Annotated in this window: 10 protein-coding genes; 8 read left to right on the top strand and 2 right to left on the bottom strand. The window is 68.2% G+C overall.

All coding sequences use genetic code 11. The annotated features are described in order from the left end of the window. Window positions 1-12: 12 nt before the first annotated feature. From ACEN9O_RS22505 to ACEN9O_RS22485, 5 genes are read left to right on the top strand one after another with little or no spacing between them, the layout of a single operon-like run. Window positions 13-1,128, top strand: coding sequence for a YCF48-related protein (locus tag ACEN9O_RS22505; RefSeq protein ID WP_495614031.1), 1,116 nt, complete (start codon window positions 13-15; stop codon window positions 1,126-1,128). Window positions 1,129-1,162: 34 nt separating this feature from the next. Further along, complete coding sequence (locus ACEN9O_RS22500; protein WP_495614030.1) at window positions 1,163-3,589, top strand: efflux RND transporter permease subunit; 2,427 nt, start codon at window positions 1,163-1,165, stop codon at window positions 3,587-3,589. 4 nt (window positions 3,590-3,593) lie between these two features. Continuing rightward, window positions 3,594-5,234 (top strand): methyl-accepting chemotaxis protein, encoded by a 1,641-nt coding sequence (locus ACEN9O_RS22495; RefSeq protein ID WP_495614029.1) that lies wholly within the window; start codon window positions 3,594-3,596, stop codon window positions 5,232-5,234. Beyond that, window positions 5,227-7,119, top strand: a complete 1,893-nt coding sequence (locus ACEN9O_RS22490) for a carboxylesterase/lipase family protein (RefSeq protein ID WP_495614028.1) — start codon at window positions 5,227-5,229, stop codon at window positions 7,117-7,119. Before ACEN9O_RS22495 ends, ACEN9O_RS22490 begins: the two co-directional genes overlap by 8 nt. After that, window positions 7,116-8,399 carry a thiolase family protein gene (locus tag ACEN9O_RS22485; RefSeq protein ID WP_495614027.1) on the top strand — a complete coding sequence of 428 codons (1,284 nt, stop codon included), beginning with the start codon at window positions 7,116-7,118 and terminating at the stop codon, window positions 8,397-8,399. Before ACEN9O_RS22490 ends, ACEN9O_RS22485 begins: the two co-directional genes overlap by 4 nt. Here ACEN9O_RS22485 and ACEN9O_RS22480 read toward each other — a convergent pair. Then, window positions 8,376-8,831, bottom strand: coding sequence for a MarR family winged helix-turn-helix transcriptional regulator (locus tag ACEN9O_RS22480; RefSeq protein WP_495614026.1), 456 nt, complete (start codon window positions 8,829-8,831; stop codon window positions 8,376-8,378). The two genes, ACEN9O_RS22485 and ACEN9O_RS22480, sit on opposite strands and share 24 nt — an antisense overlap. A 119-nt stretch (window positions 8,832-8,950) precedes the next feature. On the opposite strand from ACEN9O_RS22480, the gene ACEN9O_RS22475 reads away from it, so the two are divergent. Genes ACEN9O_RS22475 through ACEN9O_RS22465 form a run of 3 tightly spaced genes read left to right on the top strand, consistent with a single transcriptional unit; the run spans window position 8,951 to window position 13,159 of the window. Further along, entirely contained in the window at window positions 8,951-9,784 is an 834-nt protein-coding gene (locus ACEN9O_RS22475; protein WP_495614025.1) for a p-hydroxycinnamoyl CoA hydratase/lyase, read from the top strand. A gap of 35 nt (window positions 9,785-9,819) precedes the next feature. Next, the gene (locus ACEN9O_RS22470; RefSeq protein WP_495614024.1) at window positions 9,820-11,274 is read left to right on the top strand and encodes an aldehyde dehydrogenase; all 1,455 of its coding nucleotides are present in this window, start codon (window positions 9,820-9,822) and stop codon (window positions 11,272-11,274) included. Between the two features lie 13 nt (window positions 11,275-11,287). After that, the gene (locus ACEN9O_RS22465; RefSeq protein ID WP_495614023.1) at window positions 11,288-13,159 is read left to right on the top strand and encodes a feruloyl-CoA synthase; all 1,872 of its coding nucleotides are present in this window, start codon (window positions 11,288-11,290) and stop codon (window positions 13,157-13,159) included. Between the two features lie 21 nt (window positions 13,160-13,180). On the opposite strand, the gene ACEN9O_RS22460 is transcribed toward ACEN9O_RS22465, so the two are convergent. Continuing rightward, window positions 13,181-14,089 (bottom strand): AraC family transcriptional regulator, encoded by a 909-nt coding sequence (locus ACEN9O_RS22460; RefSeq protein WP_495614022.1) that lies wholly within the window; start codon window positions 14,087-14,089, stop codon window positions 13,181-13,183. Window positions 14,090-14,203 lie beyond the last annotated feature (114 nt).

Here is a 14,203-nt window from a genome sequence, read left to right as displayed (position 1 = left end):
AAGGGGCGCTCGATGAACAAGTCAAATCCACTCGCTGCCCGCCGTGCCGCGCTGGCGGTTCTGCTGACGTCAGCCTGCGCGCTGGGGCCGTGGGCACGGGCCGACAGCACTACCGCTGCGGCCACCGCTCCGGCGGCGTTGACGCAGCCGGCGCTGGTCACGCCCAAGGCGCTGAACGCCGCCATGCTGGCCATCGCCGCAGCAGGCCAGCGGTTGGTGGCCGCCGGCGAGCGCGGCACCATCCTGTACTCGGATGATGCCGGCGTCTCCTGGCGCCAGGCCAGCGTGCCGGTCGGCGTCAGCTTGACAGCGCTGCAGTTCGTCGACGCCCAACACGGATGGGCGGTCGGCCATCAGGGCGTGGTGCTGCACAGCGCCGATGGTGGCGCCACCTGGCGCAAGCAACTGGACGGCATCCAGGCCGCCGCGCTGGTGCTCAAGGCGGCGGCCAATGCCGCCGGTCCGGACCAGGAGCGCGCCCTGGCGGATGCCCGGCATCTGGTGGAGGACGGTCCGGACAAACCGTTCCTCGACCTGTACTTCGCCAACGCCCGCAACGGCTACGTGCTGGGCGCCTATAACCTGCTGTTCAAGACCGAGGACGGCGGCTCCACCTGGCAACCGTGGCAGCAGCATGTCGCCAATCCCAAGGGCCTGCACCTGTACGGCATGCGCGGCGCCGGCGACGTGCTATATCTGGCCGGCGAACAGGGCCTGCTGCTGCGCTCCACCGACCAGGGGGCCAGCTTCAGCGCCCTCGCCAGCCCATACAAGGGCAGCTACTTTGGCCTGCTGGCCACGCGCGGCGGTGCGCTGGTCGCCTACGGCTTGCGCGGCAATGCATACTGGTCCGGCGACCAGGGCGCCAGCTGGAGCAAGGTCGATACCGGTGTCCAGGCTTCGCTGGCCGGCGGCGCCGAGCTGGCCGACGGCACGCTGGTGCTGGTCAGCCAGGGCGGCGACGTTCTGCTAAGCCGCGACCAGGGCCGCAGTTTCGCCGCGCAGACCGGCGCTGCCCTGCCGCCCGCGCTGCCGCTGGCTGCCGTAGCGCAGGCGCGCGACGGCGCGCTGGTCGTGGCGGGGCTGCGCGGCCTGCGCCGGGTCGCACCGGCCGCCGTACCACGCTAGCTCTTCCCCTACATATGAATATGGCTGGAACATCATGCACACAGATCAAGATTTAGAACAACAGCCGGTGGTACGGCGGCTGCAGGACTTCGACACCGGCTCCGGCAACCTCGGGGAGCGCGCGCTGTTCAACTACCGGCCGCTGGTCATCCTGCTTTGCCTGCTGGCGACCATCGTGCTGGGCTACCAGGCCACGCGCATCAAGCTCAATGCCAGCTTCGAGAAGATGATCCCCAGCGCCCATCCCTATGTGGTCAACTACCTGGCCAACAAGGCCGACCTGAATGGGCTGGGGAACTCGGTTCGCATCGCCGTCGAAGCGGGCGGCGGCGCCATCTACGACCGCGCCTACCTCGACACCCTGCAACGCCTGAACGATGAACTGTTCCTGCTGCCGGGCGTGGACCGGCCCTTCATGAAATCGCTGTGGACGCCCAGCACGCGCTGGGCCGCCGTGACCGAGGAAGGGCTGGACGGCGGCACCGTCATCCCGGACGGCTACGACGGCTCGGCCGCCAGCCTGGCGCAGCTGCGCGCCAACGTGGCCCGCTCCGGCGAAATCGGCCAGCTGGTGGCGGCCGACTTCAAGTCCAGCATCGTCTTCGTGCCGCTGCTGGAGCAGATTCCGCAGACCGGCCAGCCGCTCGACTATGGCGCCCTGTCCGCACGGCTGGAACAGATCCGCGCCAAATACCAGAAGGAAGGCGTGCGTATCCACATCACCGGCTTCGCCAAGATCGTCGGCGACCTGATCGAAGGCCTGCAACAAGTGCTGATGTTCTTCCTGCTGGCGATCGCCATCGCCGGCGCGGTGCTGTTCTGGTACACGCGCTGCTGGCGCAGCACCACGCTGGTGGTGGTGTGCTCGCTGGTGGCGGTGCTGTGGCAGTGCGGCCTGCTGGCCACCCTGCACTACGAACTCGATCCGTATTCGGTGCTGGTGCCGTTCCTGGTGTTCGCCATCGGCATGAGCCACGGCGCCCAGAAGATGAACGGCATCATGCAGGACGTGGGCCGCGGCACCCACCGCGTGGTGGCTGCGCGCTACACCTTCCGCCGCCTGTTCGCCGCCGGCCTCACCGCGCTGCTGTGCGACGCGGTCGGCTTCGCGGTGCTGGTCAGCATACAGATCAAGGTGATCCAGGACCTGGCCATCATCGCCAGCATCGGCGTGGCGGTGCTGATCTTCACCAACCTGGTGCTGCTGCCGGTGCTGTTGTCCTACACCGGCGTCAGCACCAAGGCCGCCGCGCGCAGCCTGCAAGCCGACAGCGACGACGGCGCCCAGCCCTGGCTGTGGACCTTCCTCGACCGTTTCACCCAGCGCCGCTGGGCCGCCATGACGGTGGCGGCCAGCCTGCTGCTGGGCGGCCTTGGCTACCTGTATAGCCTGAACCTGAAGGTCGGCGATCTCGATCCCGGCGCACCGGAACTGCGCGCCGATTCGCGCTACAACCGAGACAACGGCTTCATGGTCGCCAACTACGCGGCCAGCTCCGACATCCTGGTGGTGATGATCAAGACCGCGCCCGACCAGTGCACCCAGTACGGCACGCTCGCCAGTGTGGATCAACTGGCATGGCAGCTGGAGCAGCTGCCCGGCGTCGACTCGACCAACTCGATGGCTGCACTGAGCAAGCTGGCCACCACCGGCTACAACGAGGGTAACTTCAAATGGTATGACCTGATCCCGAATGCCGGCGCACTCGGTGCGGTGCAGACCCGCGCTCCGCGTGAGCTGTTCAACCAGAGCTGCTCGCTGCTGTCGCTATACGTCTACCTGAAGGACCACAAGGCCGCCACGCTGACCCGTGTGGTCGACTCGGTCGAGGCCTTCGCCGCCACCCACAACACGCCGGAAGTGCAGTTCCAGCTGGCCGCCGGCAGCGCCGGCATCGAGGCCGCCACCAACATCGTCGTCAAGCAGGCCATGCACGACATGCTGTTCTGGGTCTACGGCGCGGTGATCTTGCTGTGCTACGCCACCTTCCGCAGCTGGCGCGCGGTGGTTGTGGCCATCCTGCCGCTGGTGCTGACTTCCATCCTGTGCGAAGTGCTGATGGTGGTGCTGGGCATGGGCGTGAAGGTCGCCACGCTGCCGGTGATCGCGCTGGGCGTCGGCATCGGCGTGGACTACGCGCTGTATGTGCTGAGCGTGATGCTGACCCGCATGCGCGCCGGCGCCAGCCTGTCCGAAGCCTACCTGCACGCGCTGCGCTTCACCGGCCGCGTGGTGATACTGACCGGCGTGACGCTGGCCGTGGCGGTCGCCACCTGGCTGTTCTCGCCGATCAAATTCCAGGCCGATATGGGCATCCTGCTGGCCTTCATGTTCTTGTGGAATATGGTGGGCGCGCTGGTGCTGGTGCCGGCGCTGGCCTGCTTCCTGATGCCGCCGAAGCCCGGCCGCATGGACGCGGCAACGCAGGCGCCGCAACGCGCCGTGGCCGGAATCCACTGACGCCATGAGCACCTCCGACATCAGCATCGGCGCCCGCCTGCGCCTGGGTTTTGGCCTGATCCTGGCGCTGCTGCTCGCCGTCGTAGCGCTCGGCCTGGGCCACATGGACCAGATGCAGCAGCGCACCGACCAGATCACCCTGGTCGGCAACGCCAAGACCCGGCTCGCCACCCAGATGCGCGACACCGTGTACGAACGCATGATCGCGCTGCGTAACATGGCGCTGATCGGCTCCCTGTCCTACCTCCAGCCGGAAGCGGAACGGATGCGGGACCAGGCCAGGCGCTACGCCAGCGCGGAGCAGCACTTGCGCGAGCTGCTGGCCAACGCCGCGACGACCGAGGAAACCGCCTTGCTGGCGCAGATCGGCCAGCAGCACGCGGCGGCCCAGGCACCGATCGCGCAGGCGATGGAGCTAGCCATGCGCAGCGAATCGGACCAGATCTACACCGTGCTGGTAGAGCGCCTGCTGCCGGTCCAGACCCGCTGGATGGCGGCGCTCGAACAACTGGTCGCGCTGGAGACCCGCCAAAGCGAACTGGCCGTGGCGCAGGGACGTTCATCCGATGCCGGCGCGCGCACCTGGATACTGGCACTGAGCGTGGCCGCCCTGCTGCTGGGCTGCCTGCTGTGCTGGCGCCTGACGCGCAGCATCCTCGAACAGCTGGGCGGCGAACCGGCCTACGCCGTCAAGATCGCCGGCCGCACCGCCGCCGGCGACCTGGCGGGGAACGTCAGCCTGCGCGGCGGCGACGCATCCAGCCTGCTGTTCGCGATGCACACCATGCGCACCGGGCTGGCCGCTATGGTCGGCCAGGTGCGGCGCGGCGCCGACCATATCGCCGGCGCGGCCAGCGAAATCGCCGGCGGCCACCAGGATCTGACGAGCCGCAGTGACACCCAGCGGCAGTCGCTACGCGCCACCGCCGGCTGCGTGGAGCAGCTGGCCGCCGCCGTGCGCGACAACGCCAGCCACGCGCGCCAGGCCACCGAACTGGCGGCCAACGCCAGCGCGGTGGCACGCGACGGCGGCAAGGTGGCGGCGGAAGTGATCCTGACGATGGAGTCCATCACCGGCTCGGCCCACCGTATCGGCGAAATCATCGGCGTCATCGACGGCATCGCATTCCAGACCAATATCCTGGCCTTGAACGCGGCGGTGGAAGCGGCGCGCGCCGGTGAACAGGGACGCGGCTTCGCGGTCGTCGCCGGCGAGGTGCGCAACCTGGCGCAGCGCTCCGCCACCGCCGCGCGCGAAATCCGCACTCTGATCGGCCATTCGGTAACGCAGGTCGAAGCGGGCAACCGGCTGGTGGCACGCGCCGGCGCCACCATGAACGAAGTAGTCGACAGCGTGCAGCAGGTCAGCGTCATCATCGGCCAGATCGCCGCCGCCAGCATCGAGCAGCAGGCCGGCATCAGGCAGGCCGGCGCGGCCTTGCAGGCGATGGAACTGGTCACGCAGCAGAACGCGGAACTAGTCGGGCAAGCCACCGGTGCCACCGCCGGCCTGCGCCAGCAGGCGGCGGAACTGGCGCGGCTGGTGCACGCATTCAAACTCGACGACGGCGCCGACGCCGGCCAAGGCATCCCTTCCCAGCCACATCCCGCACTCTCACTAGAAGAGGAACTCGATCATGCCTGACATCCTGCTTTATGTCGCCGGCGCCACGGCGCTGGCCGCCCTGCTCTGGCGCCTGCGCCGGAACTCGTCCACTGCAGCGGCCAGTCCCGCCACGACCGCGCTGCCCGCCGCCGATTCGCTGCGCCACACCGCGCTGGGCCACGTGGTGGGGCGCACCGATCGTCACCACACTCACGCCTGGCTGGGACTACCGTATGCGCAGCCTCCGGTCGGCCCGCTGCGCTGGAAGGCGCCGCGTCCGCCGCAAGCCTGGCAAGGTGTGCGCCAGGCGCTGGCCTGCGGCCAGCCCGCACTGCAACTGGCCGGCGTCACGCTGGAACTGCCGCCCGACCAGTGGGGGCAACTGGCCGGCTCGGAAGACTGCCTGACGCTGAACGTGTTCGCGCCCCAGCTGACGGCCGAAGAAGCGCAAACGGCCGCGCTGCCGGTGATGTTCTGGATCCACGGCGGCGCCAACACCGCCGGCACCGCCGCCACCTACACCACCTTGCGCAACCTGGCGGGCCAGGACCGAGTGCTTGTGGTGTCGGCCAACTATCGCCTGGGCATCCTCGGTTGGTTCGGCCTCGATGAGCTGGCGCAGGACGACGACACCGCCGCCGACCGCTCCGGCAACTTCGGCACGCTGGACCTGATCGCGGCGCTGCAATGGGTGCGCGAGCACATCGCCGCTTTTGGCGGCGATCCCGATAACGTCACGGTGTTCGGCGAATCGGCCGGCGGGCTGAATGCCTACACCCTGCTGGCCAGCCCATTGGCCAAAGGCCTGTTCCATCGCGCCATCCTGCAATCGCCGCTGACGGTCAGCTACTCGCCGGAGCAGGCCAGCAACTACACGGACGACGCCCGGCCCGGCCACGCCCTCAGCTCGCGCGAGCTGCTGTGCCAGTGGCTGCAGCGCGACGGCCGCGCCGCCGACCGTGCCGCCGCCAAGGCCTTGATCGCATCCATGCCGGCAGCGCAGATAGCGGCCTATGTGCGCGCCCTGCCAGCTGGCGCGCTGCTGGCGCCAATCACGCCGGGAGCGCTCAGCTTCTACGACGCGCCCTGCGTGCTCCAGGACGGCCACGTGCTGCCCCCCATGCCGCTGGCCGAAGTGTTCGCCGACCGTAGCCGCTACCACGCGGTGCCGGTCATCATCGGCACCAACCGCGACGAATACAAGCTGTTCATGTCCAACAATCCGGAATACGTGCGCATGCTGTTCGGCCGCATTCCGCTGATGCGCGACCGCGCCCGCTACCAGCGCCACGCGGCCTATATGTCCGCCCTGTGGCAGGCCGCCGGCGCGCTGGAACCGGCCAGCGCGATGGTGGCGTCCGGCCACCGCGATGTCTGGACCTACCGTTTCGACTGGGACGAACAGCCAGCAGTGCCGCTGATCGCGCCGCGCGTGCTGCTGGGCGCCGCCCACGTGCTGGACATCGCCTTCGTATTGCGCGACCTCGATGGCGAGTTCGATCCCTTCCACTCCTTCACCGCCGCCAACCTGCCCGGCCGCAGGGAAGTCTCGGACGCCATGGCCGGCTACTGGACCCATTTCGCCCGCCACGGCGAGCCAGCCAGCGGACCGGCCGGCACGCTGCCTGAATGGCAGCGCTGGAGCGGCGACGCCAGAGTCCCGCGCCTGATGGTGTTCGACACCAGCGCCGACGGCGGCACCCGCATGGTGGCGCACGAAAACAGCCTGGCCACGCTGAAGGCGGCACTGGCGCGCGACCCGGCGCTGCACGGCGATCCGCGCGAGCGCTGCGAACTGTATGGCCGCATGTTCCTGTGGTCGATCTTCGGCCGCTACGAAGCGCCACAAGCGCTGGAAGCGTTCGCCCAGGCCCACGGCTACGCCGGCGCGACCGGGCAGCTGCGCCCAAGCTACTGGCCATGAGCACGACCGCCAACCAGGGTTTCTTCCGGAACTACGACGACTTGTGGCTGATCGACGGCCTGCGCACGCCGATGGCCGATTACTGCGGCCCGTTCGGCCAGGTCTCGCCCACGGACCTCGGCATCAAGGCCGCGCGTGCGGTACTGCGGCGCAGCGGCGTGCCGGCCGCCGACATCGGCTCCGTCATCAGCGGCAGCATGGCGCCGGGCGACTGCTACCAGTACATGCTGCCGCGTCATATCGGGCTGTACGCCGGCGTGCCGCTGACGGTGCCGGCGCTGAACGTGCAGCGCATCTGCGGCACCGGCTTCGAACTGTTCCGCCAGGCCGGCGACCAGATCGCTCTGGGCTACACCGACGCAGTACTGGTGGTGGGCACCGAATCGATGACACGCAATCCCATCGCCGCCTTCAACCACCGCAGCGGTTTCAAACTGGGTGCGCCGGTCGGCTTCGAGGACTTCCTGTGGGAGGCGCTGACCGATCCCGCCCCCGCCATCACCATGCCGCAGACCGCTGAAAACCTGGCGCTCCGCTACGGCATCACGCGCGCGGAGGTGGACAAATTCGCGGCGATGTCGCACGCCCGCGCGCTGGACGCCAGGACGGCAGGCTTCTACGCCGGCGAAATCGCCGCCGTCGCCAACGAGGTGTTCACGCTGGACGGCTATGCCGACCGCCGCATCCGCCTGAGCGGCCCGCTGACCGAACTGGCCCAGGACACCCATCCGCGCATCTCGCCGCCGTCGGTGCTGGCCACTCTGCGCCCGCTGTATCCGCAAGGCGTGCAGACCGGCGGCAACAGCTGCGCGCTGGCCGACGGCGCGGCCGCCGCGATCGTCACTTCCGGCGCCTACGCCATGCATGGCGGGCATAGGCCGCAGGCGCGCATCGTGGCGGCGGCGGTGGTCGGCGTGCCGCCCGAAGTAATGGGCATCGGTCCGGCGCCGGCGATCCGCCTGCTGCTCGACCGCTGCGGCTTGAGCATGCAGCAGGTCGGCCTGTTTGAAATCAATGAAGCGCAGGGCGCGCAGATCATCGCGGTGGAGCGGGAACTGAAGCTCGACCGGGACCGCCTCAACATCCACGGAGGCGCCATCGCGCTAGGCCATCCGCTGGCGGCGACCGGCGTGCGCCTGACCATCACGCTGGCGCGCGCGCTGGACCTGCGGCGCCAGCGCTACGGCGTGGCGGCGGCCTGCGTCGGCGGTGGCCAGGGCATCGCCCTGCTGCTTGAGAACCCGCGCTGGCGGCAGTTACAGCACGATGGCGCTCAATGAACGCAACAGCACGCGCAGCTGCGCATGCAGTTCGCCGCGCTGGTCGGTGCCCAGTTCGGCCAGCATCGCGCGTTCCAGCTCCGCCACCGCCGCATCGCCCTGGCGCAGCAAGGCGCTGCCCTCGGCGCTGAGGCGCAGTTGGATGATGCGGCCATGATTGGCGTCAGCCTGGCGCACCACCCAGCCGCGTGCCTCCATCGCCTTGACCATCTCGTTGGCCGACTGCGGCGAGATCATCGAACGCTCTGCCAGCTGCGCGTTCGACAGCTGCTGCTGGGTGTCGAGCACCGCCAAGGCCGTGTACTGGGCCGCCGTCATGCCCAGCAAACCGAGGCTGTCGCGCAGGCGCCGGCTCAGCACATGGTCGATGCGGCCGATCAGGTAGGCGATGCCGGTGGGCTTGTCGTGTGCGGCGGAAGGGTTTTTTTTCATCGTGGTCCGGAATTCAAAGGAAAGCGTTCGAAAAGCGCTTGCATTACAGGCCAAGCAGCATATATTATAAGACACGTATCAGGCAACCTGATATTAACCTAACATAAAGCGAGACCGAGATGAGCCAATACAACAACCGCTGGAGCACCGTAAAAGTCGACGTCACCGGCGGCATCGCCTGGGTGACCCTGAACCGCCCGGAAAAGCGCAACGCCATGAGCCCGACGCTGAACCGCGAAATGATCGACGTGCTGGAAACCCTGGAACTGGATGCCGAAGCCGAAGTGCTGGTGCTGACCGGCGCCGGCGACAGCTGGACCGCCGGCATGGACCTGAAGGAGTACTTCCGCGAAAACGACGGCAAGCCTGAGATCTTCCAGGAGAAGCTGCGCCGCGACTGCTCGCAGTGGCAGTGGAAGCTGCTGCGCATGTACAGCAAGCCGACCATCGCCATGGTCAACGGCTGGTGCTTCGGCGGCGCCTTCTCGCCGCTGGTCGCCTGCGACCTGGCCATCTCCGCCGACGAAGCGGTGTACGGCCTGTCGGAGATCAACTGGGGCATCCCTCCCGGTAACCTGGTCAGCAAGGCAGTCGCCGACACCATGGGACACCGTCAGGCGCTACACTACATCATGACCGGCGATACCTTCACCGGCAAGGAAGCAGCCGCGATGGGCCTGGTGAACAAGAGCGTGCCGCTGGCGCAGCTGCGCGAAGCCACCATCGAACTGGCGGAAAAGCTGCTGGCCAAGTCGCCGACCGTGCTGCGCATCGCCAAGAACGGCTTCAAGCGCTGCCGCGAACTGACCTGGGAGCAGAATGAGGACTACCTGTACGCCAAAGTCGACCAGTCCAACTACCGCGACCCGGAAAAAGGCCGCGCCCAGGGCCTCAAGCAGTTCCTGGACGATAAGACCATCAAACCAGGCCTGCAGACCTACAAGCGCGCATAAGACGCCCACCACGCCAATAACACAGGAGATATGCCATGCTTGAAGCCCGTTTGCTGATCGGAGGCCTGGACCAGGCCTCATCCACCGGCGCCACCTACCAGCGCCTCAACCCGGCCACCGGCGACACCGCCTCGGTGGCTGCCGCCGCCACGCTGGATGATGCCGACGCCGCCGTCGCCGCGGCGCATGCCGCCTTCCCCGGCTGGTCCGCCACCGCGCCGGGCGAGCGTCGCCGCCTGCTGCTCAAGGCGGCCGACTGCCTGCAAGCGAGCGCCCCCGAGTTCATCGCGGCCGGCGTGGCCGAAGCGGGCGGCGCGGCCGGTTGGTACGGCTTCAACGTGATGCTGGCCTCCTCCATGCTGCGCGAAGCGGCCTCGCTGACCACCCAGATCGCCGGCGAGGTGATCCCCTCCGACGTGCCGGGCCTGATGGCGATGGGTGTGCGCCAGGCCTGCGGCGTGGTGCTGGGCATCGCCCCGTGGAACGCGCCGGTGATCCTGGGCACGCGCGCCATCGCCACGCCTCTGGCCTGCGGCAATACGGTGGTGCTCAAGTCGTCGGAGCTCTGCCCCGCCGTACATCGCCTGATCGGCAAGGTGTTCGAGGACGCCGGCTTCCCGGCCGGCGTGGTCAACGTCATCAGCAACGCGCCGCAGGATGCCGCCGCCGTGGTGGCGCGCCTGATCGCCAATCCCGCCGTCAAGCGGATCAACTTCACCGGCTCGACCAAGGTGGGACGCATCATCGCCCAGCAGGCCGCGCAGCATCTGAAGCCGGTGGTGCTGGAATTGGGCGGCAAGAATCCGCTGCTGATACTGGACGACGCCGACCTCGATGAAGCGGTGCAGGCTGCCGCATTCGGCTCCTTCTTCAACCAGGGGCAGATCTGCATGTCGACCGACCGCATCATCGTCGACAACAAGGTGGCCGACGCCTTCGTCGAAAAACTGCGCATCAAGACCGCAGGCCTGCGCGCCGGCAAACCGGGCGAAGAAGGCGCGGTATTGGGCGGCATGGTCGACGCCTCGGCCGCCGGCCGCGTGGCCGGCATGATCGCCGACGCCCAGGCCAAGGGAGCAAAACTGATCTGCGGCAGTGCAGACCGCGACGGCAACGTGCTGCAACCGGCCATCATCGACCACATCACGCCGGCCATGATGGTGTACCAGGAAGAGTCCTTCGGCCCCATCGTCGGCATCATCCGCGTCGATGGCGACGAGCCGGCGCTGGCCGCAGCCAACGCCAGCGAATACGGCCTGTCCGCCGCCATCTTCAGCCGCGACGTCTCGCGCGCGCTGGCACTGGCGCACCGCATCGAATCGGGCATCTGCCACATCAACAGTTCCACCGTGGCCGATGAAGCGCAGATGCCGTTTGGCGGCGTCAAGGCCAGCGGCTACGGGCGCTTCGGCGGCAAGGCCGGCATCGCGGAATTCACCGATCTGCGCTGGATCACCATCCAGAGCGGCCACCGCCACTATCCGGTGTGATGAGGAGCACGCGATGACGCAGCTCCCCACCACCGCCAGCACCACCGCGCTGGACCTGTCGCGCTATCGCCCGGTGCGCGTCGGCGGCGCGCCGGTGCGGATCGAAACCGACGCCCAAGGCGCCTGGCGCCTGACGTCGGAGGAAGCGCTGGGCGCCTATCCCGACCGCATCACCGATTGCCTGGTGCGCGGCGCCGAGCGCCATCCCGAGCGCACGCTGGCCGCGCGCCGCGGTGCCGACGGCGCCTGGCAGCACATCAGCTACCGGCAGATGCTGGAACAGGCGCGCGCCGTCGGCCAGGCATTGCTGGACCGGGGCCTGTCGGCCGAACGTCCGCTGATGATCTTGTCCGGTAACGATTTGCAGCACCTGCAACTGGCGCTGGGCGCGCTGTACGCCGGCATACCATATTGCCCGGTCTCGCCCGCGACCTCCGGCGCCAGCACCGACCACGCCAAGCTGACTCACTTCGTGCGCCATCTGACACCCGGCATGATCTACGCCACCGACGGCGGCGCCTGCGCTGCGGCGCTGGCGGCGGCGGTGCCGGACGACGTCGAGATCGTGGTCGACCACGGCGATGCCGGCCGCGCCAGCACGCCGCTGGCGCAGTTGCTGGCGGCCGCGCCGCGCACGGTGGATGCGGCCAACGCCGCCACCGGTCCGCACACCATCGCCAAATTCCTGTTCACGTCAGGATCGACCAAGCTGCCGAAGGCGGTGATCACCACCCAGCGCATGTTGTGCGCCAACCAGCAGATGCTGCTGCAAAGCTTCCCGGCCTTCGGCGACAAGCCGCCGGTACTGCTGGACTGGCTGCCGTGGAGCCACACCTTCGGCGGCAGCCATAACGTCGGCATCGCGCTGTACAACGGCGGCAGCTACTACATCGACGACGGCAAGCCCACCGCACGCGACTTCGCGATCACAGTGCGCAACCTGAAGGAGATCGCGCCGACGGTGTTCTTCAATGTGCCCAAGGGCTGGGAGCTGCTCACCGCCGCGCTGGACGAGGACCCGGAACTGTGCCGTCACTTCTTTTCGCAGATGGAGCTGTTCTTCTTTGCCGGCGCGGGCCTGTCGCAGGCAGCGTGGGATGCGCTGGAGCGCGTCAGCGAGAACCGCTGCGGCCAGCGGATCCGCATCATGGCCGGCCTGGGCATGACCGAGACGGCGCCCTCCTGCACCTTCACCACCGGCCCGGTGATGATGGCCGGCTATGTCGGCCTGCCGGCGCCGGCCTGCGAGGTCAAGCTGGTGCAGGTGGACGGCAAGTACGAGGCGCGCTTCCGCGGCCCGCATGTCATGCCGGGCTACTGGCGCGCGCCGCAGGCCACCGCCGAGGCCTTCGACGAGGAAGGCTACTACTGCAGCGGCGACGCGGTACGCTTCGTCGATCCTGCGCGTCCGGAGCTGGGTTTGATGTTCGACGGCCGCATCGCCGAGGACTTTAAACTCAGCAGCGGTACCTTCGTCAGCGTCGGGCCGTTGCGGGCGCGTGTCATCAGCGCCGGCGCGCCCTACATCCAGGACGTGGTGGTGGCCGGCATCGATCGCGACAGCATCGGCCTGCTGGTGTTCCCGCGCCTGGACCAGTGTCAGTTGCTGTCCGGGCTGGGCGCCGATGCGGATACCGCCGCCATCCTGTCCAGCGCTCCGGTGCGCAGCCACTTCCAGCAGCTGCTGGGGCAGTTGAACGCGGTGGCCACCGGATCGGCGTCGCGCGTCGAACGCATGCTGCTGCTGGAGGAAGCGCCTTCGGTGACGGCCGGCGAGCAGACCGACAAGGGCTCGATCAACCAGCGCCTGGTGCTGCAGCGGCGCGCTGCGCTGGTCGAGGCGATGTATGCGGGCGCGGATCCGGCGGTGTTGGTCGCCACGTAGTTTCCCCCATCGCGGGACGTCTCAACCTGCCGCTTTTCGGTAAGTGGTGATGTCCCGCAGCGGCGGCGCGCCGAACAGGCGGTTGTATTCGCGGTTGAACTGGGACGGGCTTTCATAGCCAACTTCAAACGCGGCGGTGGCCGCCTCCATCCGCTCCTCCAGCATCAGGCGGCGCGCCTCCTGCAGCCGCAGCTGCTTCTGGAACTGCAGCGGGCTGACCGCCGTCATCGAACGGAAATGGTGGTAGAACGTCGAGGAGCTCATACACACGCGCGCCGCCAGTTCGTCGATGGAGACGGCCGACCTGAAATGCTCCGACAGCCATGCGATCGCCTGCGCGATCTGATGGGTCCTGGTTCCGGCGGAGACCATTTGCCGCAGGCGGTCGCCCTGCTCTCCGATCAGCAGGCGGTAGAGGATCTCGCGCTGGATCAGCGGCGCCACGATGGGGATATCGCGCTCCTCGCCGGCCAGGTCGATCAGCCGCTGGAACGCCGCCAGCAGCGGCACATTGGTCTGGCCGGTGGCCATCCCCCGCCGTGGCGCCTGCGCGGGCGCCGGCGGCAGTCGGCTATCGAGCACCAGTTGCGCGATCTCGCGCTGGTCCAGTTTCAGCGCCAGCCCGAGATATGGTTCCTGCGGACTGGCTTCGAGGATGTGCACGACGCCCGGCATGTGCAGCGAAGAGACCAGGTAGTTGTTGGCGTCATAGACGTACGAATCCTCGCCGAGGAAGACGCGCTTGCGTCCCTGCGCCACCAGGCAAATACTGGGCTCGTACATGTAGCTCTGCGGCTCGGTCGGGGCATCTTGCCGAAACAGCATCAAGCCGGGAACGGCACCGGCTGCCTGCTCGCCCCTGGCCAGAACGCGGGAAATGCTGCGCGCCAGCGCCTTGAGCGCCTGCCGGCCTTCTCCAGTCTCCTCCATCCCCACCACTTGCTCCCCGCTGTATGTTCACAGCGGCCAGCATAGCGCGAAATGGCGGGGCCGTGCGGCCGGCCGGAGGATCAGGCAAGAATTGGCGACAGTCGGGCTATCGGC

It is taken from the genome of Duganella sp. Dugasp78 (assembly GCF_059491455.1).
The sequence above is the reverse complement of the archived record's forward strand: the minus strand, read 5'-3'. Positions and strand labels throughout refer to the sequence as shown.